This is a genomic window from Parachlamydiales bacterium, assembly GCA_041671045.1.
In the GTDB taxonomy this organism is placed as follows: Bacteria; Chlamydiota; Chlamydiia; order Chlamydiales; family JABDDJ01; genus JABDDJ01.
In genome coordinates this window covers 1-25,131 of sequence record JBAZCF010000014.1, presented here as the reverse complement: position 1 = coordinate 25,131, position 25,131 = coordinate 1, and the positions used below count along the sequence as shown (strand labels likewise).

General features: G+C 41.9%; 12 protein-coding genes. 9 read left to right on the top strand and 3 right to left on the bottom strand.

What is annotated here, in order from left to right; genetic code table 11:
* Window positions 1-41: 41 nt before the first annotated feature.
* Window positions 42-677: a hypothetical protein gene (locus tag WC222_11990; GenBank protein ID MFA6917111.1), complete on the bottom strand. Its 636-nt coding sequence runs from the start codon at window positions 675-677 to the stop codon at window positions 42-44.
* Between WC222_11990 and rfbC the strand changes: the two genes are divergently transcribed.
* From rfbC to WC222_11945, 9 genes are all read left to right on the top strand, one after another.
* Complete coding sequence (rfbC, locus tag WC222_11985; protein MFA6917110.1) at window positions 631-1,182, top strand: dTDP-4-dehydrorhamnose 3,5-epimerase; 552 nt, start codon at window positions 631-633, stop codon at window positions 1,180-1,182. The genes WC222_11990 and rfbC overlap by 47 nt on opposite strands.
* Window positions 1,179-2,051 carry a dTDP-4-dehydrorhamnose reductase gene (gene rfbD / locus WC222_11980; protein MFA6917109.1) on the top strand — a complete coding sequence of 291 codons (873 nt, stop codon included), beginning with the start codon at window positions 1,179-1,181 and terminating at the stop codon, window positions 2,049-2,051. The genes rfbC and rfbD overlap by 4 nt, the downstream gene beginning before the upstream one ends.
* Window positions 2,048-2,950 (top strand): glucose-1-phosphate thymidylyltransferase RfbA, encoded by a 903-nt coding sequence (gene rfbA, locus WC222_11975; protein ID MFA6917108.1) that lies wholly within the window; start codon window positions 2,048-2,050, stop codon window positions 2,948-2,950. The genes rfbD and rfbA overlap by 4 nt, the downstream gene beginning before the upstream one ends.
* Window positions 2,940-4,004: a dTDP-glucose 4,6-dehydratase gene (gene rfbB, locus WC222_11970; protein MFA6917107.1), complete on the top strand. Its 1,065-nt coding sequence runs from the start codon at window positions 2,940-2,942 to the stop codon at window positions 4,002-4,004. The genes rfbA and rfbB overlap by 11 nt, the downstream gene beginning before the upstream one ends.
* Complete coding sequence (locus WC222_11965) at window positions 3,946-4,857, top strand: ABC transporter permease (protein MFA6917106.1); 912 nt, start codon at window positions 3,946-3,948, stop codon at window positions 4,855-4,857. Before rfbB ends, WC222_11965 begins: the two co-directional genes overlap by 59 nt.
* Complete coding sequence (locus WC222_11960) at window positions 4,857-6,095, top strand: polysaccharide ABC transporter ATP-binding protein (GenBank protein ID MFA6917105.1); 1,239 nt, start codon at window positions 4,857-4,859, stop codon at window positions 6,093-6,095. The genes WC222_11965 and WC222_11960 overlap by 1 nt, the downstream gene beginning before the upstream one ends.
* Before the next feature lie 2 nt (window positions 6,096-6,097).
* Window positions 6,098-7,417, top strand: coding sequence for a glycosyltransferase (locus WC222_11955; GenBank protein MFA6917104.1), 1,320 nt, complete (start codon window positions 6,098-6,100; stop codon window positions 7,415-7,417).
* Entirely contained in the window at window positions 7,418-8,356 is a 939-nt protein-coding gene (locus WC222_11950) for a glycosyltransferase family 2 protein (protein ID MFA6917103.1), read from the top strand. It begins immediately after the preceding gene.
* A gap of 228 nt (window positions 8,357-8,584) precedes the next feature.
* Complete coding sequence (locus WC222_11945) at window positions 8,585-19,477, top strand: DUF3638 domain-containing protein (GenBank protein ID MFA6917102.1); 10,893 nt, start codon at window positions 8,585-8,587, stop codon at window positions 19,475-19,477.
* A 57-nt stretch (window positions 19,478-19,534) separates the two neighbouring features.
* On the opposite strand, the gene WC222_11940 is transcribed toward WC222_11945, so the two are convergent.
* Both WC222_11940 and WC222_11935 read right to left on the bottom strand, forming a co-directional pair.
* On the bottom strand, window positions 19,535-23,848 hold the full coding sequence (locus WC222_11940) for a hypothetical protein (GenBank protein ID MFA6917101.1): 4,314 nt from the start codon (window positions 23,846-23,848) through the stop codon (window positions 19,535-19,537).
* A 38-nt stretch (window positions 23,849-23,886) separates the two neighbouring features.
* Window positions 23,887-24,732 (bottom strand): hypothetical protein, encoded by an 846-nt coding sequence (locus WC222_11935; protein ID MFA6917100.1) that lies wholly within the window; start codon window positions 24,730-24,732, stop codon window positions 23,887-23,889.
* Between the last annotated feature and the right edge of the window lie 399 nt (window positions 24,733-25,131).

Sequence of the window (25,131 nt, the reverse complement as noted above, 5' to 3'; positions counted from 1 at the left end):
CGTAATAAATATTAAAGTAACAATATAACTAACTTGGTAATTTATTCCTTGTTATTTTTAAGTTGATAAGCTTTGAGTTGATCGATTAAGACTACGGGTTGGGAAGCGGAACCCGTAGTGATTAAGACTGAGGGCTGAGAAGCGGCACTTGTATAGATTCGCGAACGCTGAGACTCTACTTTTGTCTCTTGGGATAAAATTTCAATACCCGGGGCAGACACACTTTTGCTCTGATGCTTCTTTTTCCTCATCGGTCTTAAACGGGTGGGATGAGTGACTGCGGGAGCGGCTTCTATCTTTAGAAAATCGCTTATGTCTAAGGATTCCTTAAGATCTCCTTTTTTTTGTTCCACTGGCTGGAGATCTCCAGGGAGAAGAGGGTAAACACCCAATAGATATTCGATTAGACTTAGCATTTTCACACCTAAAGTTTTATTTCTTGATGAAGAGATAAATATTTTATGTCCAGTCTGAATCGCATGAAAGAGATAAAAGATATAAGCATCAAAGACAAATGAATATTCTGTTTTTCTCTCGTAATTGTCTTTTGTAATTTTCAATTTCAGCACATTGACATCTGAAGTTGAAAGGCGTAATGTATGTGCCGACTTAGCTTCGACGATGAATACAATGGCAATACAAATAATTCCTACTGCAATTCCCGATGTTTTAATCATTGAACATCGTATTTTTGGTGATGAAAGGGGCTTCTTCTACGAGAGCTTCAACGAAAAAGAATTCCGCGAGGCTACCGGAGTAGCCGACACTTTTGTTCAAGACAATCACTCCCGCTCTGTTAAAAATGTGCTGAGGGGACTCCATTTTCAGGAAGAGAATCCACAAGGAAAGCTAGTACGGGTTTCTGTAGGTTCTGTTTTTGATGTGGCTGTGGATATCCGTCCCGACTCCCCTACTTTTGGACAATGGATCAGCGTGATTCTAGATGATAAAAAAAGACAAAGCTTATGGATTCCAAAGGGACTAGCCCACGGTTTCCTTGTTCTTAGCGATGTCGCGGAATTCCTATACAAAACGACAGATTACTATAACCCTAAAGCTGAAAAAACTTTGCGTTGGGACGATCCGTATCTCAATATTACCTGGCCCATTGAAGGCCTGCCCAGCTTATCTGCCAAAGATTCCGTGGGAATGTCATTCAGTGAGATCGAGGCTCTACGATGAAGAGGATCTTATTAATCGGCAAAAACGGTCAGATCGGCTGGGAACTGCACCGCACTTTATCTGCATTAGGGGAAGTCTTCGCTACGGATTATGATACGCTCGACCTAAAAGATGCAGCAACGATACGTGCTACAGTACAGAAAGTGCGTCCGCACATCATTGTAAATGCAGGGGCTTATACCTCTGTAGATAAAGCTGAAAGTGAGTTAGACCTTAACAATGCCGTCAATTCCAAAGGACCGGCCATTTTAGCTGACGAAGCCCGCAAAAGCGGGGCTATCCTTGTTCACTTTTCGACCGACTATATCTTTGATGGCACTGCCCAAATTCCCTATTCCGAAACAGCGGCTTCGAAACCTTTAAGTGCCTATGGCTCTGCTAAGCTGCAAGGTGAACTTGCTATTGTAAACTCCGGCTGCAAATACCTTATCTTCCGCACAAGCTGGATTTATTCAAACCGCGGTAAAAACTTCCTTTTGACAATGCTCAGCCTGGCCCAAACCAAGCCGATCATTTCAGTTGTCAATGATCAAATCGGCGCCCCTACGTGGGCACGTTCTGTAGCTGAGGGTACTGCTTTAGCTTTACATCAGGTCATGTACACAAATAAGGAAGAAAAATGGGGCACTTATAATATGTCCTGCGCAGGCAAAACAACATGGTACGAATTCACACAGGAAATTTTCCGCCTTTGCCCTAATCCTCAGGTAGAAATCCAACCTATACCGACAACGCAATATCCTACTCCGGCAAAAAGGCCTGCTTTTAGCCTCCTGGACAACCAAAAGATCCTCAATACATTCAATATTTCACTTCCGCATTGGAAGCAAGCGTTAGAGCTATGTTTACAAGAAAGGACGACCGTATGAAGGGCATTATCCTCGCAGGAGGGAGCGGCACACGCTTGCATCCCCTCACTATAAGCGTCTCTAAACAACTACTGCCGGTTTATAATAAGCCGATGATCTACTATCCCCTCTCGACACTTTTACTGGCAGGCATACGGGATATTTTGATCATTACTACTCCCCATGATCAGGCAGGCTTCAAAAAACTTTTGGGCGACGGTTCTTCCCTTGGAGTGAAATTCACCTACGCTATTCAAGATCAGCCAAATGGACTTGCCGAGGCTTTTATCATCGGAGAGGACTTCATTGGTAAAGATAATGTGTGCCTGATTCTTGGAGACAATATCTTCCACGGCAATCAAATGGTTGAATTGCTTAAGAGCGCTGTGCAGCGTAAAGAAGGGGCTACTATTTTTGGTTATGAGGTGAAAAATCCCCAAAGATATGGCGTAGTAGAAGTAGATGATAGACTGCAACCCATTGACATTGTCGAAAAACCTACTCAACCTAAGTCTAACATTGCTGTGACAGGCCTTTATTTCTTTGACAATCAAGTTGTGGAAATAGCTAAAAACTTGAAACCTTCCCTCCGCGGAGAACTGGAGATCACTGACGTAAACCGTGAATACATCAAACGTAAGCAAATCCACCTTGCTCTAATGGGCAGGGGCTATGCTTGGTTAGATGCCGGAACATATTCTAGCTTAATGCAAGCAAGCCAGTTTGTCGAAGTATTGGAAGAGCGCGAAGGCAGCTGTATTGCCTCGATTGAAGAAGCAGCTTTCCTCCAAGGATTCATTACTGCAAAACAACTTCAAGCGCTGGGAGAGAAACTAGGCAAAAGCCCTTATGGCAACTATCTGATTGAAGTGGCAAAACGAAGTGAAAATAGCTCGTTGAGGTATTCTTATGCCGGCTGAAAGAAATCCTAAAAACATCCTTGTCACCGGCGGAGCAGGCTTCATCGGATCAGCGCTTATCCGTCACTTGCTACAAAAAGTTCCTGAATTCGAGGGACACATCGTTAATTTGGATGCCCTGACCTATGCAGGCAACCTAGAAAACCTAAATTCTGTCGCTGAAAACCCTCGATATAAGTTTGTACACGGCGATATCCGCAACGCTAAACTCGTGGAAGAAGTTTGCGGGCTCCACTCTATTGACACGATCATACACCTGGCTGCAGAAAGCCATGTTGACCGCAGCATCCACAATCCGCAAGCTTTTCTAGAAACGAATATTCTAGGAACATTCTCGCTTTTAGAAATTGTACGTAAAAGACCTCACATCCACTTCCACCATGTTTCTACAGATGAGGTTTACGGTTGTTTAGGCGATACAGGCCTCTTTTCAGAGGCAACACCTTACCACCCCAACTCCCCTTATTCTGCTTCCAAAGCTGCTTCCGACCATCTAGTAAGAGCCTATGCGGTGACTTACAACCTCTCTACCTGCATATCGAATTGCAGCAATAACTATGGCCCTTACCAATTCCCTGAAAAGCTCATTCCCTTGATGATTTTAAACTGTCTGCAAGGGAAATCCTTGCCTGTTTATGGGAAGGGCCATAATGTACGTGACTGGTTATACGTTGATGATCATGCCGCTGCCCTATGGCTGCTGCTTACTTCTGGACGCAGAGGTGAAACATACAATATTGGCGGAAATGCCGAACGGCGCAATATGGATATCATCCACCATATTCTAAAACTCGTCGCAAAAATGACCGATGCTCCTGAAGATAAACTTCTACAGTTGATTACCTATGTCCCCGACCGACCCGGACATGATTACCGCTACGCCATCGACAGTTCGAAAATTCATCAGGAACTAGGTTGGGAACCTGCCCACTCCTTCAATAAAGGATTGGAAGAAACTGTGGCGTGGTACTTAAATAATAGGGAATGGTCTGAGCATGTCCAGTCCGGAAGCTACCGCCAATGGATTGAAAAGAACTACGCTCAAAGAGGGTGAAGAATTGAAAGCACAAGAGCCTATATTGCCTGCTCCTACTATCATCACAGCGGGCGAAATGTCTTTTAAGAAGTATATTAACGACTTACTTGATCATAGGCAGCTGCTTCGATTCTTTATTTGGCGCGATATAGTGGTGCGTTATAAACAGGCAGTGCTCGGCATCGCATGGGTAGTGATAAAACCATTACTTACAATGCTGCTGTTTACTTTGATTTTCGGCCTGATTGCCCGCTTCCCTTCAGAAAATGTTAGTTATCCCCTCTTTGTACTGGCAGGTATGCTGCCTTGGCAATATTTTGCCAACTGCTCAGCCGACTGCTGCTCTGCGTTGCTAAACAATAGCCAACTGATAACTAAAGCTTATTTTCCACGTGTCATCCTGCCCTTAAGCATGATTTCAGCACAAATTGTCGACATGGCCGTCAATCTGGTGATTTTCCTCCTGCTGATCCCCTTTTTAGGTTCTTTTCCTCCTCTTATCAATCTGGCAACACTCCCCCTCCTAACTCTTTGGACATATATCCTTTCTGTGGGCGCAGGCCTTTGGCTGGCTCCCCTGACTGTCAAATACCGCGACGTCAGGTTTTTAATGGCTTTCGTCATCCAATTTGGAATGTTCCTATCCCCCGTTGGCTACGGAACTTTCATAATCCCTTCCAAATGGCTCTGGCTCTATTCATTGAATCCGCTAGTCGGGTTGATTGATGCTTTCCGCTGGTCTTTGCTGGGACAATCACATCCGTATATCCTCTGGACTGTATCTTACGCGTTAGGTGCCACATTGCTCCTTTTCGTTACAGGCCTAAAATATTTTAAACGTACAGAAGAAGAACTTGTAGACCTACTATAATGAAACCATTAATCGAAGTCCGTAATATTTCAAAGAAATTCATCCTCGAGCATAAGGTTGGAAGGCCCCAAACTCTGAAGGAAGCCTTTACGGGGTCTTTGAAAAAATGGTTGAAAAAAACTCCAAAACCTTCTTCAGAAGAATTCTGGGCCTTGAAGGATGTCTCTTTCAGCATCCATAAAGGCGAAAGATTAGGCATCATAGGACAGAATGGGGCCGGAAAATCTACCCTTCTAAAAATTTTAGCACGCATTCAATCCCCGACGGAGGGGTCTATCACTTTAACAGGAAAGATCGCCAGCTTGCTGGAAGTGGGTACGGGATTTCATCCCGACCTTACGGGCCGTGAAAATATCTTTCTTAACGGCACTATCTTAGGCATGTCTGAAAAGGAAATTACGGAGAGATTCGATGAGATTGTCGCTTTTGCCGGCATAGAGAAATTTCTGGATACTCCTGTCAAAAAATACTCCAGCGGAATGTATGCACGCTTAGGCTTTTCTATCGCAGCCCATATTGATCCTGATATTCTAATAGTCGATGAAGTCCTTTCCGTAGGTGACCTGCAGTTTCAGGAAAAATGCCTAAAAAAATTGGATGCGATGAGCGGAGAAGGTAAAACCATCCTTTTCGTCAGCCACAACATCAATGCCATTATGGCAGTATGTGATAAAGGCCTCTACCTTAAGAATGGACAAGTCCTAGCTCAAGGCAATATTGAAACGTGCGTGAGTGCCTATCTTCAAACTGTGCATAGTCCCCAAACTTTCTGGCAGGGAGAAGCCGGGGATAAAACCCTGCTTATGCGCAAATTCGGCATAAATTCTCTAGACGACAAGCAATACATCCGCCAAGGTGAAATAATCGATGTAGTCCTGAATTTGGATATTCTCCAGCCTGCACCCGGAATGATTATCGGTTTCGACATTATCAATCATTACGGAACAGTCCTTGCAAGCGCACGCACAACCGACAAGCCGGATTTGCATGCTTTGCTGGAAAATAAAGGCTCATACTCTCTTAAACTTAATTTGGATACGCTTCCTCTACGCCAAGGACAATACCGTCTCAATGCTTTCGCTATGATCCATAATGAACGCTATATCCCGCTAGAAGCTGTATCTATCCAACTTTCTATCTATCCTCCGGCGGACGACCCCCGTTTTCTACATCCGCACAGCTGTGAAGGACTTTTCTTAAGTAATCAATGGGAATTGACACCCCATCAAGGAGTATAATTATGGCTAAAATCCTCCTCTACTGTTTAGACAAGGTCGGACAAACTATGGCTGGACCGGCAATCCGCTATTGGGAAATGGCCAAAGTATTATCGCGGCAGCATACTGTTTCCCTGATGACCTATGCCAAAACAGATATTGCAGCGGAAAACTTCACTCTCCTTCATTCGGGAGAAATTTCTCTCAGAAAAGCCGTAAGTGAACATGATATTGTCATCACACAATCCATTTCCCCTAATATGGCTTGGAATGCGAAAAAAGCCGGGACAAAGCTTATCCTTGATGCATACGATCCGATGCCTTTAGAAAATCTTGAGATTTTTAAGCATCAAACCCTGTCTGTAAGAAATATTAAACACGCTAGCATCTGCAAACAGTTTACATTTGATTTTACTATGGCCGATGCTGTCATCTGTGCAAACCAACGACAGCATGACCTTTGGATGGGACTTCTCCTCTCTTTAGGTAGAATAACACCTGAATTATATGACTCCATGCCTTCTCTTGAAGGACTGCTCAGCATAGTCCCCCTAGGCCTTAGCAGCACTCCCCCTAAAAAAACAGGACCGGGTTTAAGAGAAAAATTCAATATCCCCTCAAATGCCAAAGTGCTTTTATGGGGCGGCGGCATCTGGAATTGGTTTGACCCTATCACGCTACTGCATGCTATGGCGCATATTAGTCAGGAAAGGAACGACGTCCATCTAGTCTTTATGGGAATAAAACACCCTAACGACGCTATTCCTGAAATGGAGATGTGCCGCGAAACGATCCATCTCGCTAAAAAACTTAACCTTCTAGATAACTGTGTACACATCAATTACGGATGGGTTCCCTACGAGGAAAGACAAAATTACCTTCTAGATGCTGATATTGGCGTTTCCACCCATTTTGATACGCTGGAGACCCAGTTCAGCTTTAGAACGCGTATGCTAGACTACCTATGGGCCGGACTGCCTATCGTTGCTTCCTGCGGCGACTCTTTTGGAGATCTGATAAGCTCGCAAAACCTAGGCATTACAGTGCCCTATCAAGATAGCGTCAAATTAGCGGCTGCTATCACTACCCTTTGCGACCAACCTGCGATGATGCAGGATATGCGCCGCAATATTGCGGCTTTACGCCCCAGCTTTGAATGGCAAAATGTTGTCGCACCTCTGGAATTGATGATCCAGCGCCTAGGCAAGCAACAGCCCCAATGGTCCCTTAATCTGGCTGGGCAGGTGCTAGCAGAAACTTGGCGTACTCAGGGGCCCAAACGCATCTTCAACTATGCATGGACAAGGGTCATGTGCCGTTTTTCACCCCCAAAGGAAGCATAGATGAGCCAGCCAAGTATTGAGATCTTGTTAGCGGTTTATAATGGGGGCTTGTTCCTGCCCAGACAGCTCGCCTCTATAGCAGCCCAAACTTACCCGAATTGGACTATCCTAGCCCGCGATGACGGCTCCACTGACGACAGTATGGCTATACTGGAAGAATTTGCTATCCGTCATCCTGGTAAGATGAAGATTATACGTTCTAACAAAAATCTAGGGGTCATTGGTAACTTTGATGCACTGATCCAAGCTTCCAGCGCTCCCTATCTCAGCTTCTGCGATCAAGATGATATATGGGACTTTGATAAGCTGGAAATCAGTTTGCAAAAGATGCAAGAAATGGAAAAAGGCCTGCCTAAAGAGATCCCCTTGCTTGTTCACTCTGATCTCAGGCTAGCTGATGATCACAATCGCCTTATCCATCCTTCTTATTGGAATTTCACACGAATTTTCCCTAGCAAAACAACGACATTGAACCGCCTCTTGGCGCAAAATGTAGTGACAGGCTGCGCGATGTTTTGCAATAGAGCCTTGGTTATGCAGGCTTCACCCCTGCCGAAAGAAGCTTTAATGCACGATTGGTGGATCGCCCTGGTAGCTGCGGGAATAGGAAAAATTGGGGTTATCGATAAGCAAACTTTATCCTACAGACAGCATGAAAATAATACCTTGGGAGCAATAAAATTCGGGACAATGGAACACATTCGCGCTTCCATGGATCGTATCAAAGAGCTCTCAGAAAAGAAACAACTCCAAGCTAAGACTTTTAAGCAGAGGTATTACAACCTCCTGAATCCAAAAGATCAAGAAGTTTTAGACATCTACTTAAGTTTAAATACTATGGGTTTCATTCGCAGCCGGTGGAATATTTTGCGTCACGGGTTGTGGAAACAAGGGCTATTGCGTCAATTAGCTGCATTAGCCTATGTAAAGCAGCCGTAGCTAAAAACGACGTCCACAATGACCCGCTTTCCTGCCATTGATAGGTTAAGCGTTCTTTTGTAATCAATATCCCTGACTAAATCTATAAATATCAGATTTCTTTCCAAATTCCATTTAATTTTTGCTGATTCTTCAGTAATTTATTAATTTTTATTACCACATTCTTTAATCTCTCTTAACAATAAAGTAGTAAAATTTAGTTAAATAAACAATATTACCAAAGTAAATATGAGAACAGTACACGCCGTTTCTGTGTTGAAGGAGTGGAATGATAAAAGGTCTTCCTCTATGGAGACCACAGAAACAACAGCTAAAAATGATTCTAAACAGAACGACAAGCGTACCGTTTTACTCAATAAACTTTCTGAAATTTTTGTCCCTAGTCTATTTGGAAGCAACTTTTTCAGCTCTGGGATTGTAGACCGTAAGAGCCTTATGGGCCGTATTACAGTCTATTTAAGCCAAAGAGATTCTTATCAAGAGAAAAAAGAGAAAATTGCACATGTTTTTGAAGATGCCATCAAAACTTTAAAGGCTTCCAAAGAAACTATTCCTTTAGAACTTTTTCCGGTAATGGCCGAAATTGATTATGCTTTAAATGCAGACCTCCATGTGGCCCCTCTTGTGCAACTACCTGAAAATGAATCACTTGAAGAAATCAAGCAAACTTTTTCTCAAAAGACCATGGCTGCACAACAAGAATGCTATAACAACTCCATATTACGATGCATTCCTCCTACAGCAGCGAATAGCGCCCCACGTGTTACAAACGAAAATTTCCTTTCTATCTTCAAAGGTAAAGTAACAAGCGAGTCTTTGAATTATATTCTTAGTTTTATTCAGGATAATACTCCTTTCTTTTCTCCTGAAGATAAATACTTTAGTAAATTTACTCTAATCGCGGACGGTATCCAGTTTATCTCGGCCGCTACGAAAAAATTTCTTGATAATCAGACAACTGTATCCGATATCTCTAAAGAAAGCCTTGAAAAAATCAAGAAGCTGCAGCCTGGTCATAGATGGATGCTTTGCGGGGCTTATGGCCAACGTGTTGAATCAATTCAAACAGCCTTCGAAGTTTTAAAGCTGCTTCCTCAAGATGCAAAGGACTACCTGCCGCATCCTTTTCCAGCTATCCTAAGTGGAGAAAAATTTCCCGAACCTCAAGAGTTTGCTGAAAAAGCTTTGCATGAAGCCATCACAGAAATACAAAACCTTTTCCCTGACATAAAAAATGTTATAGGCTTTAAAGGAATTGATGCCTTTTTCGAAGATGACAAAAGAGCACTCCCTAACATCCTCTCTTATATTCTTCCTTCGATTGTTGATAAAACACATAAAGAAGGCTTACTAAAACTTATCTCCGCCTTTGTTCCTAATGAAACTGCCAGTGATTTGATCGACTGGATTGGCGCTAATCGCAATGCATTACTTAATCCTAATCAAAGAGAGCTGAAACGTCGTGAACTAGAAAGAAAAATTTCTGAAGAGTTTCTTAAAGACCCGTGCGCAAAATTGATGAAGGGATTGGACGCTTGGCTTTTTAGCACGGTCAACTCTTTACAGAAAAATATGCCCGCAGAGCTGATGGAATTCATCGGTATCGATAGTTTCTTAGCTTCAGGGGCTATGTGGATTGAATTCGAACGTCTAGAGAACGGGAAGTTAGCTCTTCTCATTCATGCGTCCGGACCCGCCATGAACAAACATCCCCTGTTCTTCGGGACACAGATAGAGTGGCCTTTACGTATAAACAACGTAGACCCGGCCAAAGTCGACGAGAACTTTCTACAGCAGATCCTTTTCCATACCTTAGAACCTTTAAAAAGCAGCCAAGCTGTTTCTAAAGCAGAAAATATCTATTCCGGTCCACTGAAACACTTGGGTGGCCAAAGCAGTGCGCCTCCACAGAATACAAGTTCAAACCTTGATCTTAATATCGTTAAAGGAGTGGCCACCTCTCTTTTTTTAGATGGTGTTACAGCTGAAACTTTACCTGCCGGGATCCGTTTGCATACCGAATTGGATGTTGCCTTAGCTTCAATGGTCAACCCTGCGGCACCTCTTCCTTTAGTACAATTTCACTTACGTTTAAAAACATTTCTAGAATACACCCAGCAGTTTCTTACCGGGCCGCAGCAAACTTTGCAGATTAAAGATGCTACTGTAGGCGCTAACTTAGAGATGGCTATCAAAGCATTGATATCCGAAGCGAACAAGATCGAAGAAAATGGACAGCTAATAATAGGTTTGAACGCTGCTGCTGATGAAATTAACGAGGCGATAGAAAATTGCAGGAAATCGGAAGAAGCTAAAAACTTTATTGAGACTGACCACGCTTTGCAAATTCCAAAGAAGATCTTAGATGCAATCCAAAACTTGTTCCAATCCCAGGGTTTAGACACTCAAGTTATCGCAAAAACTAAAGGTTTGCTTTGCATGTTCCTAGGCGAGGATGCTGAAGAGATCATTGATTCACTTACAGATGCACTTCAGAAACATAAAAATGTTTCTGGCACAGAAAATACTGTCCCTTTGAGTAAAAAAGGCTTTCTGAAAACGGTGATTGAAAGCATTTACACATACGTAGCTATGAGTGCTCTGGAATTAGCCTGGATGTTCCATCAGTTTAGCGTAGGGACAACGCCTTCTATCTTGCTACTTCGTTGGGGTAACTGGGGCATACAGAAGATCTTACCCGCTCCTTTGTATAACTGGTACAAAACCGTTATCAGCTCCTTAACAATGAAAATCTCCAAAATCATCCTCTATTTCATCCTTAGAGTTCTGTTCTTCTCGGGAGATGAGATGGAGAAGTTGGAAACCTACTCACACCAACTAAAACATATTATCAAAGTCTGGGCTAAAACACTGAATTCATCTCAGAAAATTGAATTCACTTTCGATCCTAAAATCAAATCTGAAGGAGATTTCAATCTCCATTTAAATAAATCACCTCTTGCCCTTAATTCTGCAAAAGTTAGCTTTAATGGTATTGCTATCCAACCAAACACCGGATCTGGATTAAATTTTCCTTTAGTGAACAACAAGAACTTTGATCATTACATCCCCTTAATTAACTTCGCTGAATCTGTGGCTATTCCTAAAGCAGGTGAAAAAGATGTATGGGATACGATTGAGAACCCGGAATTGTATCTTGATAAGTTCTCTAATCTTGCTACACAGTTATATAACAACATCGTCCATTTCCAAGAATCACCTGATCTTGTCAGCAGATCTATCGTAGCGATGTATAGCACGCTAGCGATCACGGAGAAATTGGCTAAGCGCTGCAATAAAGACATCTCCGAATTACCTGTAAACATTTATCCTTTCCTGGCTTTTGTAAAAAGCCATGGTCATACACTTAAAACACCGATTCTTCAGGACAGAGTGCGCCAAATCTGTGCATATTTCATCCCGAATGTAAACCTTGACACACTATCCGACGACCCGCTTAGCGACCCTGCAATTGTTAGCGCTATGGAAAAATGTCTTTTTGATTACTCTAAAGCGCATAATTTCACTTATATCCTTAGTTCCAACCACTTGCCTGAAACACGTTACTTAAATAGTTTGCTTTCAGATAAGAATATAGACACCAAATTGGCGGCAGTCGGTGTAAGCGTAAAGACACCACACCGTATGAAACTAGGTGTTTTACTTGAGGAAAGCCTAGTTTTCACTCGTACTGAAGAACTCGTCCCTGCTGCTTTCCGTCATTTAAAACTGCATACTCTCCTAGCAAACCGTATGGTTACCCACTTAGGCAGTATTGCTGATAAAAGCCAGTTTAAGGCTGCTAATGTTAAGACAGCTGCTCCACAGAACTACGATTTCAATTTTGATGAGAAAGCCTTTTATCAAAGAGCTCTCTCGAATATGAAGTCGTTATTGGATAAACCTACGGATCATCCGCTCATATGTAATCTTTTACCTTCCAAGAATAATTACTTTTTCACTGCCCCTGCAGCATGGAATACTTTTATTCGTGGAGTTCTGACACAGTCAGAAATTATCGCCGCTGAAAAAGGCCGCATTGATGTAAGTACAACGAACAGTGCATTAGCCATAGAAATTTCAAAAGGATTAGAAAACGTTTTTGTCGAAAGAGACGATATCATTTTAAGAGCACTTGACTTCTTGGATAAGTATCTACATCAGCTTACCGACAATAACGATGTCTTGATGAAAATCTTTGACAGTGCTTTCTTAGGCTTTGGAAACTTAGAAAAACAACTTCAAGCGTCCCCTCAAGTTGCTGCAGCAATCATCGCCTTCTTAAATCAGAAAATCCCCGCATTGATAGCCAATAAACAGCAGCATCATGCGCTCTGGTTGATAAAATTAGGAATGCACCTTAAGCCTTTTATCCATAAATCAGCTCCCCAGTTCTGCAAGGATTTTCCTGATTTTAATCGCAATATCGACCAGATCATCCAAGAAGAGCAGGCAGAATTTGCCCCCTCCAACTGCTACTCTCAGGTGTTAGGTTATGCACTCCAATTAAAGGCTTTAACTTACCCTAAAGATCCTAATCATCTCGATAACGAAGAGCAGCGCCAATTGGCCGGTCTAGCTATTACACGCGCATTTTTCTTTCATGCAGAAAACGGTTCTGAAGCAAAAGAATACCAACTGACACCTGAGTTCAGGGAATTATACCGCTTCTGGCTCCCCACGATTACTAAAATGTGCAAAGACAATCCTCCATATACCAGCTCTTTGTCCACACATTTATTAAGAGACCGCCATTTATCGATGAGTGCTTTTGCTTCCCAATCCCAAATTACCTGGCAAAGTGATTATCAGTTTACAATCCAACATAGTGGAGTCCCTTTTTCCATCAATCTGCAAACAGCTTATTTAGACGGTCCTATTACTACCTGTCTGGGCACCTACTTCCGCGTTCGTGAAAAAGTGATGGAAATCTGTCCATCTGAGCGTTATCTTGTGCTTAAGGCGGATGGTACCTTTTCGACTACAAAGGGATATACCGTCACTTTTAGTCCTGAAAACGATGAGATCACCATCGATCGGAAAATTGATGTGAATGCGCTGATGAGCGAGAAAAAAAGTCGCACTTCACGCGATTTAAGAAAATTCATTTACATCAGCACTCCTGAAATCTCTAAACATCTTTTGCCATTTGTCCAAGGCGATGCCGCTGAACTCGGCAAAGCCAAATTCTGGATTGAAGACACAAGAGAAGCTATCAAGAAAATTTACGTTGAATTCGAGAATACCCCCCCTCTTTTATTAGAAACGAAATCCACTTCTGAAGGAAACGCCATCCTCGAAATCTGCCATATCCTCGAAATCCACCATAAAAGAAAAGAATACAAGATTGTTCCTAATAAGCAATTTGCACATATTCTTTTCCCTCTGACACGTTTTTGTCCTAACAACAAAATGTTCTGCTTTACCAGCAAGTTGAAAAACCAGCTAAGCAAGATATTCTTGGAACCTTTCAACTTAACATTCAATATTGTTGAGCAAAATGGCCAGGAGCTTGCCGAATCTGTACAGCAGCCCGGATTCCACTTAGCAGCTCAGCAGATCCACCCTTCACTACATGGAATGCCTTCTTACCTGCTGCTAAAGAACAATAATAATGATGCTAGAGTATTAATTCCTGAAGGCCAGTGGATCTCTTCCTACGCCACTACTATTATCCCAAAAGTAGGGGTTCATGGATCTCTTGCTCGTGTGTTAGAAAGATGGTTCGGAAGTATCCAACAGACAAAGTCTACTGAGACCCAAAAGATCTACTCCTTTGACATCAATAAAAATGGATTGCTAGTCAGTGAAGATCCTGAATCCATGATGTATCTTATCTGTCTTTACCTGTTGCAAAACAAGGGTGAACTAGCTGAGAAAACATGCCTGGAAATGCTCAGGGTCATAAAGCTTAAAAAAGAGAAGATTGATCTTTCCCGCTTGTTGTTCATGTTTTCATTGGTCCCTTCTCATAATACAAACATCTCCCGTATGCGCCGCCGCATTGTTGCTGCGATTGAAGAAAATAATGCAATGTATGCCGGTTTGGAGAAGCCTACACAAGCCGGTCAAGAACGACAATTGAAAAATATCAATGTCATCTCACAATCCATGGTGCATTTGAATGCTTGCAAAGAAGATTTGGAAGCTAATTTTAACGAGAAAGAAAAACGCTTTAAACTTACTGATGACGAAGAATTAAGACTCTTCAATCGTTTTAATACTCTCGCTGAAGATCTCATTAGAAATGGCTGCGGTCTCCCGCCTTCTCTCCTTGGTGTTATTGACCAAATGGGATGGAATGCAACATCCAGTGTTTTCATGCTCCCAAGCCACCTGTCTAGCCGCTATGAGAAACTCACCAATAAATTGGATAAAACCAAAACACGTTCTCTCAAAGCCAAAGGGTTATTGACAGAATACGTTAGAACATCTTCCAGTTATTCAAGCGTCAATGTCGTCGAAGTTCCTAACACACTTGGATTGATAGGAAAATTGGCGTCAGCAGGCGTTAGTCTGGCTAAAGGGCTGTACACTGAGCATACAATCGGCATCCGCGGCCTCGATGTTCCTTCTCTTGCAGCACAGATGCAGGCTCCTCAGAACAATCCTCCCTTGGATAAAGTAGACGAATTCATCGCTAATGTCATTCCACTATTCGCCAGCTACTACGCCATCGCATTCGGCTACGGTACAACAGAACAGTCCGAGAAATTAACAGAAATGCTCCAACTTGCTAAAGGGGGAAGATGCGGACAAACAGGGAAGCTCATTGAATTCTTAAGTTACATTAATAAAACTACTTTTGTTGCAGACATCCCTCAGCTCCTAAACGAAATACTGGCACAAACCAATACAACTCTAAAAACTCAAAAACTTAACGAGTTTTTAAACAACTTGAACTCTCAATCTATCAATTACAATAATACTGCAAGCCTCTTCAGTTCATTAGGTACAATATCTCTTGATAAGGTATACGGTAGCTTCCTATCCGCTTTGAGTGGTGTTACGACATACAATACCCTCTTTAACTTAGGTGCACATGGCGTAAGTAAAGCGTATAATATGGCTAAAAATGCCGTTGAAGATAAGACTCCGCTAGTTCAACCTTATATGGATCCTTCGTATGCCGGATTAAATAACATAGATGCCTTTGTGGATGGTGCATTGAGCAGTATATTTGACATAGGCTTTGTAGAAGTAGACGATAGCAACGTGCAATTACAAATCGAAGACTTTAAAGATGCTGAAGAGATTAACTTAAGCTTGAAGAAATTTTATGAGCGAAAAGGCGACAGCAATAAAAAAATCGAATGCAAAGGCATTACAGCCCTTTGCAACATGCAGTTGGCATTAGGCTCCTTCCATGGAATGCTCCAGGACAAATGTGAAAAAGACATCAAAAACCTATTGGAAATTATTAATGCAAGACGTCCTCAGGATAAATACACCTTACAAAGCTTAAAAAAAGCACTTTTGCATGATCAGTGGGCTAAAATCGGCATCGAGTTAGGCTTTACACAAGAAGAAATGGCCCAAATTGAAAAAGCTGTGGTGGCTTATCTTGCTATGGCAACACGTGCAGCTCAAATCGGCCGCATCCTAGAAAACTTTAAAAAGCTCTCTTATACAGATCTCAAGAATAACCCGATGGAGTTCATCGAAACCTTGGAAGCGATCTCTGTAGAGATCAAAGCTAAGCGTGCCTATAACTTTGCCGAAGTTCCTAAGCGCCTCGCATTGCGTTACATGATCTTCGAATTCTACACCAATACGATGATATGGGATGTGCAGGCAGATCCATTAACAGAAATGCTTAAGACGAAAGAAGGAAATATCTTCTTGGTTATGTTGATGTCATTAGGCAAAACCTTTCAAATGATCCCCGTGAATGACTCTGAACTTGCAGATGGCGAGAACATCGTATTCAACGTTTTCACCGATGGCTTAAAAGAAACCAACGCACGCCAAGTCAGCCAACAAGGCCACACCATTTTTGATCAGTCCGCCAACAATATGCCGGTTTCCCGCCAGACTATGCGTAACATTAAACAGCAGGAAGCTGTGAATTTGATGCTAGCTAGAGCCCAAAGCAACCGCGAAATAGTAAATATCGTTCCTTCAGAAGCACAATCCTTAGATGCAAACCTAATGGATTTGGTGTATTACGCCAAACGTTCCGGCAAAAATGATTTAACCCTGTTCCTTTCTCAAGTACACCATAAAATGGCCTTGATGACTTTAAGGACAAAAGGTGTAGCGATACAAGACGAAGCCCACATTCAGTATGATCCGAAAGAGGGGGAACTCAATCACCCTATCGGCGAAGAGAAATCTATCGAAGAAAGCTACCAAAATGTGATGGAAGAGTGCATGCGCCAACTAGTCATGAATTCCGAAATCCTGGATAAAATCCGCTCGAACTCCTTAGAAGATCTTACTAAGACAGAATATTTGACAACGATCGCTAAAGAAGCAGCCCAGAGATTGACCACCAATCCATTATTCAAGCTCCATGATGACACTGAAAAGAAGGCATTTGTTGAATATGTTACGGCAGAATCCAAGGAGATCCCCGCCATACTGCGCAACAAATCCTCTTATGAACAAATCTGTATGGCTAAGGGCGTTTTATCCATACTTGTCCCTTATCTGATGGATCTGAACATCTACGTTGACTATGCGATTGTGGGCAAAAGTGCTTCTCCTCATTCCGGAAACATGAATCCGCATGCCGGGTACGACATACAGATCCCGTATGAAAAAGCCATCAAAACATATGTTTCCTACTTGAACAAAGGCCTCTCAGAAAAAGAAGCCGATGATCTGCGTATTAAGCTTTTCAAAGGCGCACGCAAAGAAATGCAAAGCCGTTCGCGTACATTCAAAAAAACTCACTTCTATAATAAGCTAACGATCATTTTGAAAGACGATCCTGAACTATTGGCAAAAATTAGCGAAAAGAACACACCATTAATCGAGAGTCAGATCACTGCAGCACTGCAAAACAATCCTGAAGCGATCTTCCAATTCATCCGACTTTTCGGCTACCGCGAGATGAAATACTGGCCACGTTGCAACCGCATTAACAACCAGAATTTCCCCTCCTTATGGAAACGCGTTATCCTGGATACCGGCACGCCTTACAACATCAAATCCTGCCCTGATAATCTCAAAGTGATTGAAGATCCGGCGACTACAGGGGAAGCAGCACATATTATATCCACCAATTGTATTGACGATACACTGATATTAGATGCGAAAACCCCGGCAGGCATTTTAGAGAATGCCCTAGCCATGTCATTTATGACGTCTGAATTCAGTATGCTGACTGATGGTAATGCCGTACTTAAAGGCTTGAGCAATACTTTCGTAGCAGATGTCATGGATGAACATTGCGCAAGCAATCGTCCCGACATCAAAGCCATCGTTTATTTTACAACCTTAGAGGGTAAAGACCAGCTAGTGTATCGCGAAATCGGTTCTAAAACACCGAAGCCTTTTGATCAATGCAAACTCAAGCCTAAAGAATACCTGACATATATCGATGAAAACCACGACTTTGGAACGAACGTAGAACAATATCGCAGCCAGTTGATCCTGTACAAGAAACAGCCCTTATTCCGCGTATTCCAACAAGCATTCCGTACAAGAGACATTAAGGTAGTGTTCAAACTTTTGATGTCAGGTGAATTTGAAGAGCTCGCTAAATTCTGCACGAATAAAAAGCAAATCCGCTTTGCCATGACACATGAAACAGCACAACGCTTAAGTCCTGCCGATTCAAAACCAAACTTGAGAACTATTCTTGAAGATGCTCGTCAGAGTCAAAAAGACATGATTTTGAAGTCTTACTATATTAGCTACCGCAAGAAATTACATAACGTCATTCGCGAAGCTATCAAAGACAAAGGTATTTTCGCAAAATCTGCACTGCTAGAGTGGTCCACTATTGCTAATGACATCAACCGAATGAATGAAATCTTTGCCGATTTCGAAGACTTCCTGATTCCAATCGTTGAAGACAAACCTAGCGCTCTTTTTGGTAAAATCGAAGAGGAAATGGCTACAAAGCTTGTCATCGAACTTGCTAAGAAAGAATTGTATGCCGTGATCGCAAAGAGCAAGCATTTCTCCACCACAGAAAAAATTAAAATCCAAGAAGCTTTAGACGGCGTATTGGTACCCCCCATGCCGGCAAAGGTCCTCGTTTACAAAGATGGCAACAATATCGATATCAATACCCAGGATATCCTAGGTGCACAGACAATGGTTCAGGCTGTATTGGAAAATGAAATGGATATCGACCAAGCGCAGCAAGCAAATACTGCTGTCAAAACTATAGCGAAAGTTCCTAGCCAATTTGTTGAAGCAGAATGGCCCAAAAACTTTGATTACTCTACTTTCAAATGGCTGAACTTCCGTCCAGGAAAAGCACTTGGCAATGTCGAGAAGCTTGTGAACAAAGGCTGGAGCTTCTTAAGCAAGTTTAAAAAAGCGGAAATCCAATTCCCCTCTATCTTCCAATTAAGCGACGGGCTTTCAAATGCCGCTAATCCTGCAGTGAAATTCCTTTCCGGCTTTGTAAACGATAAGCTGTGGTTTACCAACAACTATATTCCACGCATTATGAACAGCTTCTTCGGAGAACCGGTAGATGTGGGCAGCCAGTACCAAAGAGATCTATTCCAAGTCCTAGTCATTGTGAAGGATGGCCAAATATCCTCTGTCGGCTGTTTATCACAACATGAAGCAACATTTTGGAAAGAAGAATCTATAAAACTGAGCTCAGCAATGAAGGACAAGAATATGCGTATGTTTGTGTACGACATCCCTTCACGCACTATCCGAGGTGGTGGCAGTGACATCGATCAGTACTTGCTGCATACCAATAAAGAATTCCTGCAGATGGAAGTTGAGCTTAAGTTCATCAACGGCGACGACACTTACACACCGGAACAAGCAAGATTACTCAAGGAATGGCTAAGCGATAAAGATATCGATGCGATGGAAAAAGCGTTCTACGCAATTCATGCACAGCGTAAAAATGATTCGGCTGCCAAATCTGACATCGAGAATATCTTCTTAGATCTGCGTGAAGTTCCCCTTTTAGCACGCTAAAACCATACGATTAAAAAAGACTGTCAGAACAACATTTGTTCTGACAGTCTTTTTTTACTATTTTGCCGGTCCAAAAAACTTCGTCCACAATACTACAAGCATTTTTTCAAAAAGAGGCGTCTCTTGCATGAGCATTCTATAACGGTGGAGTGTACTGCAACAGTCAATCTTATCTTGCCAAGCTTTTACCTGATCCCTCTCAATCCCTAATGCACAATTATACATGCTAAGCTGCATGAGTATTCTTTCCATAGTGGGAGCAGCCAATATATCTCTGCAAGGCATAGGATGATTGAAAATTTCCGTAACGATTTTTTTGAACTGAAGTGCTTCATGCCTGTATTTCTTAGGATCTGACAAACAAACGTACATGACCTCCCTCAGCATGCGCTGTGCTTGCCTTACCATATCCGAACTTCGTTTCATATGTTTTACCAATTCCTCGGCTAACAGCAGTTTCTGTTGTGGGTTTAAGGGAAGGGTCATCAAACGTTGCAAAAACATGGCCGCTGTAGGATGGAATTTAAAATAGAATGGCTTCGGAGTTGCGCGCATACTTTCATAGGATTGAATAAAACGTGTAATCAGAATATCATCAACCTCAGTCTTCTCCTTTTTCACATGCATATGAATGCTACGTGCTACTTCGATCATCAAAACATTCACCCTTATCTCATAAAAACGGGCAAAATGTCCCACTTTTACATTCCTTGCGATAATAGAGGCTGCCTGCCTACTATTTTCTAAAAGAGCTCTAAGCGTCTCGTCTGCCTTTTCCCAATCTGCACTTAGATCTTTGTACATCCAAATATTCCAAAAAGAGAGCGAAGAATGATATGGATAGAGTTTTAAACCATAATCTTTACACAGTTCTTTGATATCATCAAAAAAGGTAATGACACTGTACAATACTTGATTCGCTCGTTCGTTTCTTACGAAAGGCAACTTTCGAAGTGCTGATCTCATTAAGGCTAGATACATATCTGAAAGGACAAGCGGATCTGAAGTTTTGGGGAAGGCTTGGTGAAATAATGAACCGGGTTCAAAAAGGGCAAAAATTTCTTCCTTATCCTTCATACACTTTAACGCAATCGTCCAACATTCTTTTCGGGGATAAGGCTGCCCTTTGAAGAAATCGTCCGCTTCAGCCTTTTTGAGCATTAAATAGATAGAATTTCTATCGGATTTTTCCAAATATGAAAATAGGCGGAAAAATGCAAGTAATTCAACAACACCTTTCAGAGGATAATTTTGAACAAGTTGAACTAATTTATTGATAGTGCTTCTAGGTTTCTTTAGCTTATTCCAGTGTAAGACACACTCTTTAAGTATTTGTTCAATTTCAATAACTTCAGGTTCGCCAAATGTTTCGATTTCGTATAGGAGGGTTTGCACGCATAAGTCGTATTTTTTCATAGATTTGAGAACATACGATTGCTCAATCCATTTACTTTTAGCTGCAGCTTTAGCTGATGGATGTTTCCCAATAAAATCTTTAATATCTACCGCATTCGCTTCATAGGACAAGGAAGAGTCATTGACACTCCTACGCAAGATTTCAAATAGCTGATCGACTGTTTGTGGAGCTATGGAATATGTTTTGGGTGCATGTGCAAGAATATACCGGAACCAATGCAGCGACTGGGCATATAACTTCATATCAAAACAGCTTAAAAATAGCCTTTCAACGCATTTCCAATGATCGGTTTCTACCGGTGCGTTCAGACCCTTATACTTATCTGCATAAACTGTATGGATTGTCTGCAGCAATGCTGATGGAAGGTGCGCCTCTGCTTTTAATGCGCGTACAATGAAAGGTGCGTGTTCAAGTAATTCATCTCCGGTTGAGCCAAACCAAAGATATAAGTAATGGAATAATCCGATGGTATTCTTGAGGTCAAAATATTTATCCGTCACAGCAAGAAATTCTGTCAGAATAGGTCTATAAATACGACGGATCTCATCTGTCAAAGTGCCTGATTGAAATTGATAGACATATGCAGAGCCTAAAAGCTCCTTATTCAGCATGAGATAATGCTCAGGTGTACTTATAGGAGTATCCTTCTGCTTTAGGATAATGGTCCAGATAAAAGAGAGCAATGGACTGAGGCGTAGCTCGGTCTTAGGCAATAGTTTTTGGGCTATACTACATAATTCAGAGACCAGCTTATACTGGTTCCCTTCTCTGGACAGATCTTGCTGAGGTACCAACAAGCGCTGAATTGCAGAAGTAATAAATTCCCAATCATTCTTAGATAGCTTTCCTCCGAATGGAAAAAGATATTCACTAAAGAACTTCCATAAAAAAGGATCCCAAAAGGGAGCGGGATTTTTTCCTATTCCATTGGCAATGCCCCTTAAGCTTTTGCTATCCCTTTTTTTTATGACTTCCTTAAAAATTCTAATAAATAAATTTTGCCAAAGAGGGGTTGTGGGGACTTTTCCTATCGCGAGTACAAGTTGTTGCGAAGCTTCCAGGAGTTGTCCTAAATTAATCTTATTCAACGTGATTTGATATATTAAATCTGTACTATCGACTTGAAGACCATTCAAAGTGCTATTTAGAAGAGCATTGATCTGTTCTTTAGATACCTTTTTCCCTAAAGCATGGAAATATCTGCTAAAGTCATCAAATAAGTGGGATTTATCTAAGTTATGTTTTTGTGCCAATTCTAATCTTAACCAAAGAGCTTTATCGCCGCCTTTACTGGTCAAAAAGGCCTCATATTGTCCAATAAATTTCGCTCTTACGGAAAGACTAAAATTAGGGTCTTGCACAAGGGCATAGCCCTCCGGAAAAAGTTCCAATGTGGAAAGAATTCCTAGAAGTTTTTCTAACGCATTAATCAAAAATCCATCGACCTTTTCCGGGAGCGCAATGTTAGCTAGGCCTCTGATTTCTTCTGATATAGCTCTTTGTTCTTGAATGTTCTTACGGACAATACACTCGATAATAGCAATAAAGAGAGATTGATCTACATTTCGCCACATCGGTTGAATTGTTGCCCAAAGTCCTAATACAGTCGGAAAATATTCGCTTAGAAACGCTCTGGCCACTCGGCTTGCAGCTTCAACATACTCACCGGATGATAACTGCATTTGGTTCTTTTCCCACATCTTCACCATGGTGGCATAAAGCCCATGCCCAGGCTTATGAAATGACAGCATCAACGCCTGTGCTATATCTATGATGGAAGATTGATTTGGAAAACTCAGCTTGCATTTTGGATAGACAGAAACGATGAGCTCCTTAAACAAAACCATTAACCTATTCTTGGTTGTTGCATCAGGTGACTTGCTGTAAATCTGCGGGAAATTAGCAATTAGAATTTCGAGCAGTTTTTCTGAAGGATCACAGCTATAATAACGCAGTAAGAGAGCATAACAATACCCCTTTAAAGCGATATGGCGCGAATTTAATCCTGTGTTAAGCTCAGAAAAGAGCACACTGTAATCGCTGCCGATAAATTTTCGATCTTTCCAGGCCTGTGTTGTAGGGCCCGCGTTCTTGATCAATGGAAATTCACAAATAACCCGACAGCTTTCTGTGATAACTTCATTCCATCTTTTGATAGATTCTTCATCCGCATATCCATCCAGGATTTTTGTTATTCGGGGAATAATCCCTTCAAATTGAATATCCACAGGAATATATAGTTGAGCTTCAGACGTCTTTAATTGAATTACTCCCACCGGCATTTCATGATCTGACAATACCACAGAGAGCTGATGCCATTCTCGTCCATTCACCGGCTCCCATAGAGCCTGAAGACAGAACATTTGAAGGAACAGCTCCACCTGTATAAAAGATGTAAGTTCATTATGCAGGAGGCCTGATAATAACTTTGGAAATACTGGATTTTCGTGCTTCAACATAGTTGAAAACTGTGGATAAAGGCGTTTCCACAATGTTTCTAGCAGCGTAGCAGGAACTCCGGGAAGCTCAGCGGTTCTGTTCATCTCTTGGATGGCATTTCCTGCAATCAAAGCACACGCTAAGTGGTCTAAGGGCTCGGGATTCAAACTATGGTCATTGATGGAAATGGTTACACTATCTATCGCCATTTCAATTAAGCGCGTAGGGGAAATCTGGTTATTTATATCTTTTGCTTCTTCCATCAAAGCTTTAAAAAGGCTTATCAGGTCTTTCCTGATGCAAAGGAACCTTCCTCTGGAGATATCAAAGATCTTCTTTCCCCATCCCTTTTTTCCACAGCCTTCAGGATCTTCAATCTCACTACAATGCAAGAGACGTCCTAGAAACGCTTTGATAACCCCTTTATTATCTTCACTAAAGGGGGTCCAGTTCCCTGCGGCAAGTTCTTCGGCGCAATCCAATTCTTTAAATATCTTTTCTAGCTCTTCAATCAAGGCAAGTTCATTGATCTTACGGAAACGTTCCGGCGGACCTAATTTTGAAATGCTGGAGCTAAATCCATTTTTACTGTTTCAAAAAGACCTTTTTTTTTCAGAGATGTCGTAATATTCACATCATTTTCGAAGTCTTTTGGTCCTACAGTAACGATTAAAAACTGACTTCCCTGGGGATCTACGCCTTTGTTGTTTTCTTGATTGTAGGGATTGACATCTTTAAAATTTCCAAGACATCGCTCTCTGATCTGGTTTAGATGATAACTGGTTGGCAACATCCGGTTTTTTTTTATGGCAAGAAATCTCACCAAGGCATCTCCGCATAATAATCTTTCCGAGATGCCCGCACGTTTAGCCTCAATTCTCCAATCAATGTCTGCCGGCATGCTGGGAACTCCCCGGAAAATATTCAATCTGCGCACTAATTTTCCAGACCCAGGCACACAATTATCTGCAAAACGCACATAATACTCACTGTTATCTGTGCGGTGGATTGCATCCATTATCCCGCCATCAAATAATATCGTATCATCCTCAGCAAAGGCTTCTTGGGGTGAAACTAATCGCACAAAGGCTATCAGCTCTCCCATGCAATAATTGGAATCTCCTTGCATTTCTCTTATAATAATTTCTAAGGCCATCTTCCATTGCGGTATTCCCCAAGCCGGGACTTTGACTGTAAATGCTTTCGGAAGTGTTTTTCCAGCTCTGTTTACAATACCGTTGCGATAGTAAAGCGCACGCATTTCATCCCAAGGGAATAATACCGGACCATCATAGGGGGGGAGAGGCTTAATGTTTTCCGAAGTTTCTAAAGGAACAACCGGATTGAAGTATTCTCTAATGGGCTGTAGGGTGAGCCTAGATGTCAGGAATTCTAGCATTTTTAGTATTTTGGGAATATTTTTTGATTATAATGGATGATCACAAACAATATGAACAAGCTAAAATAAGGTTTTAGGTACCTGAAGCTTGCCCTAGTATAGTGCTGTGACTTGTGGAGGGCATCTTACACAATATAAACAACTCAACCTTGCGTAACGAAGCAGTATTTTGCCACGAAGTGGCTGCATGATGCTAGCCATGTGTGAATGATCAAAGCGAAGAACGCATTGAAAGGATACCCTCTAGAATCAAGCCACAAAGTGGCGGCAGATTTAAAATTGGTCTAGAATGAATCGTTAATGTCGCCACTTTGTGGCTCAATTGTTTGCTGAATTTTACCATGTGTTCTTCGCTTCGCTCATTCACACATGGCTAACATCATGTAGCCACTTTGTGGC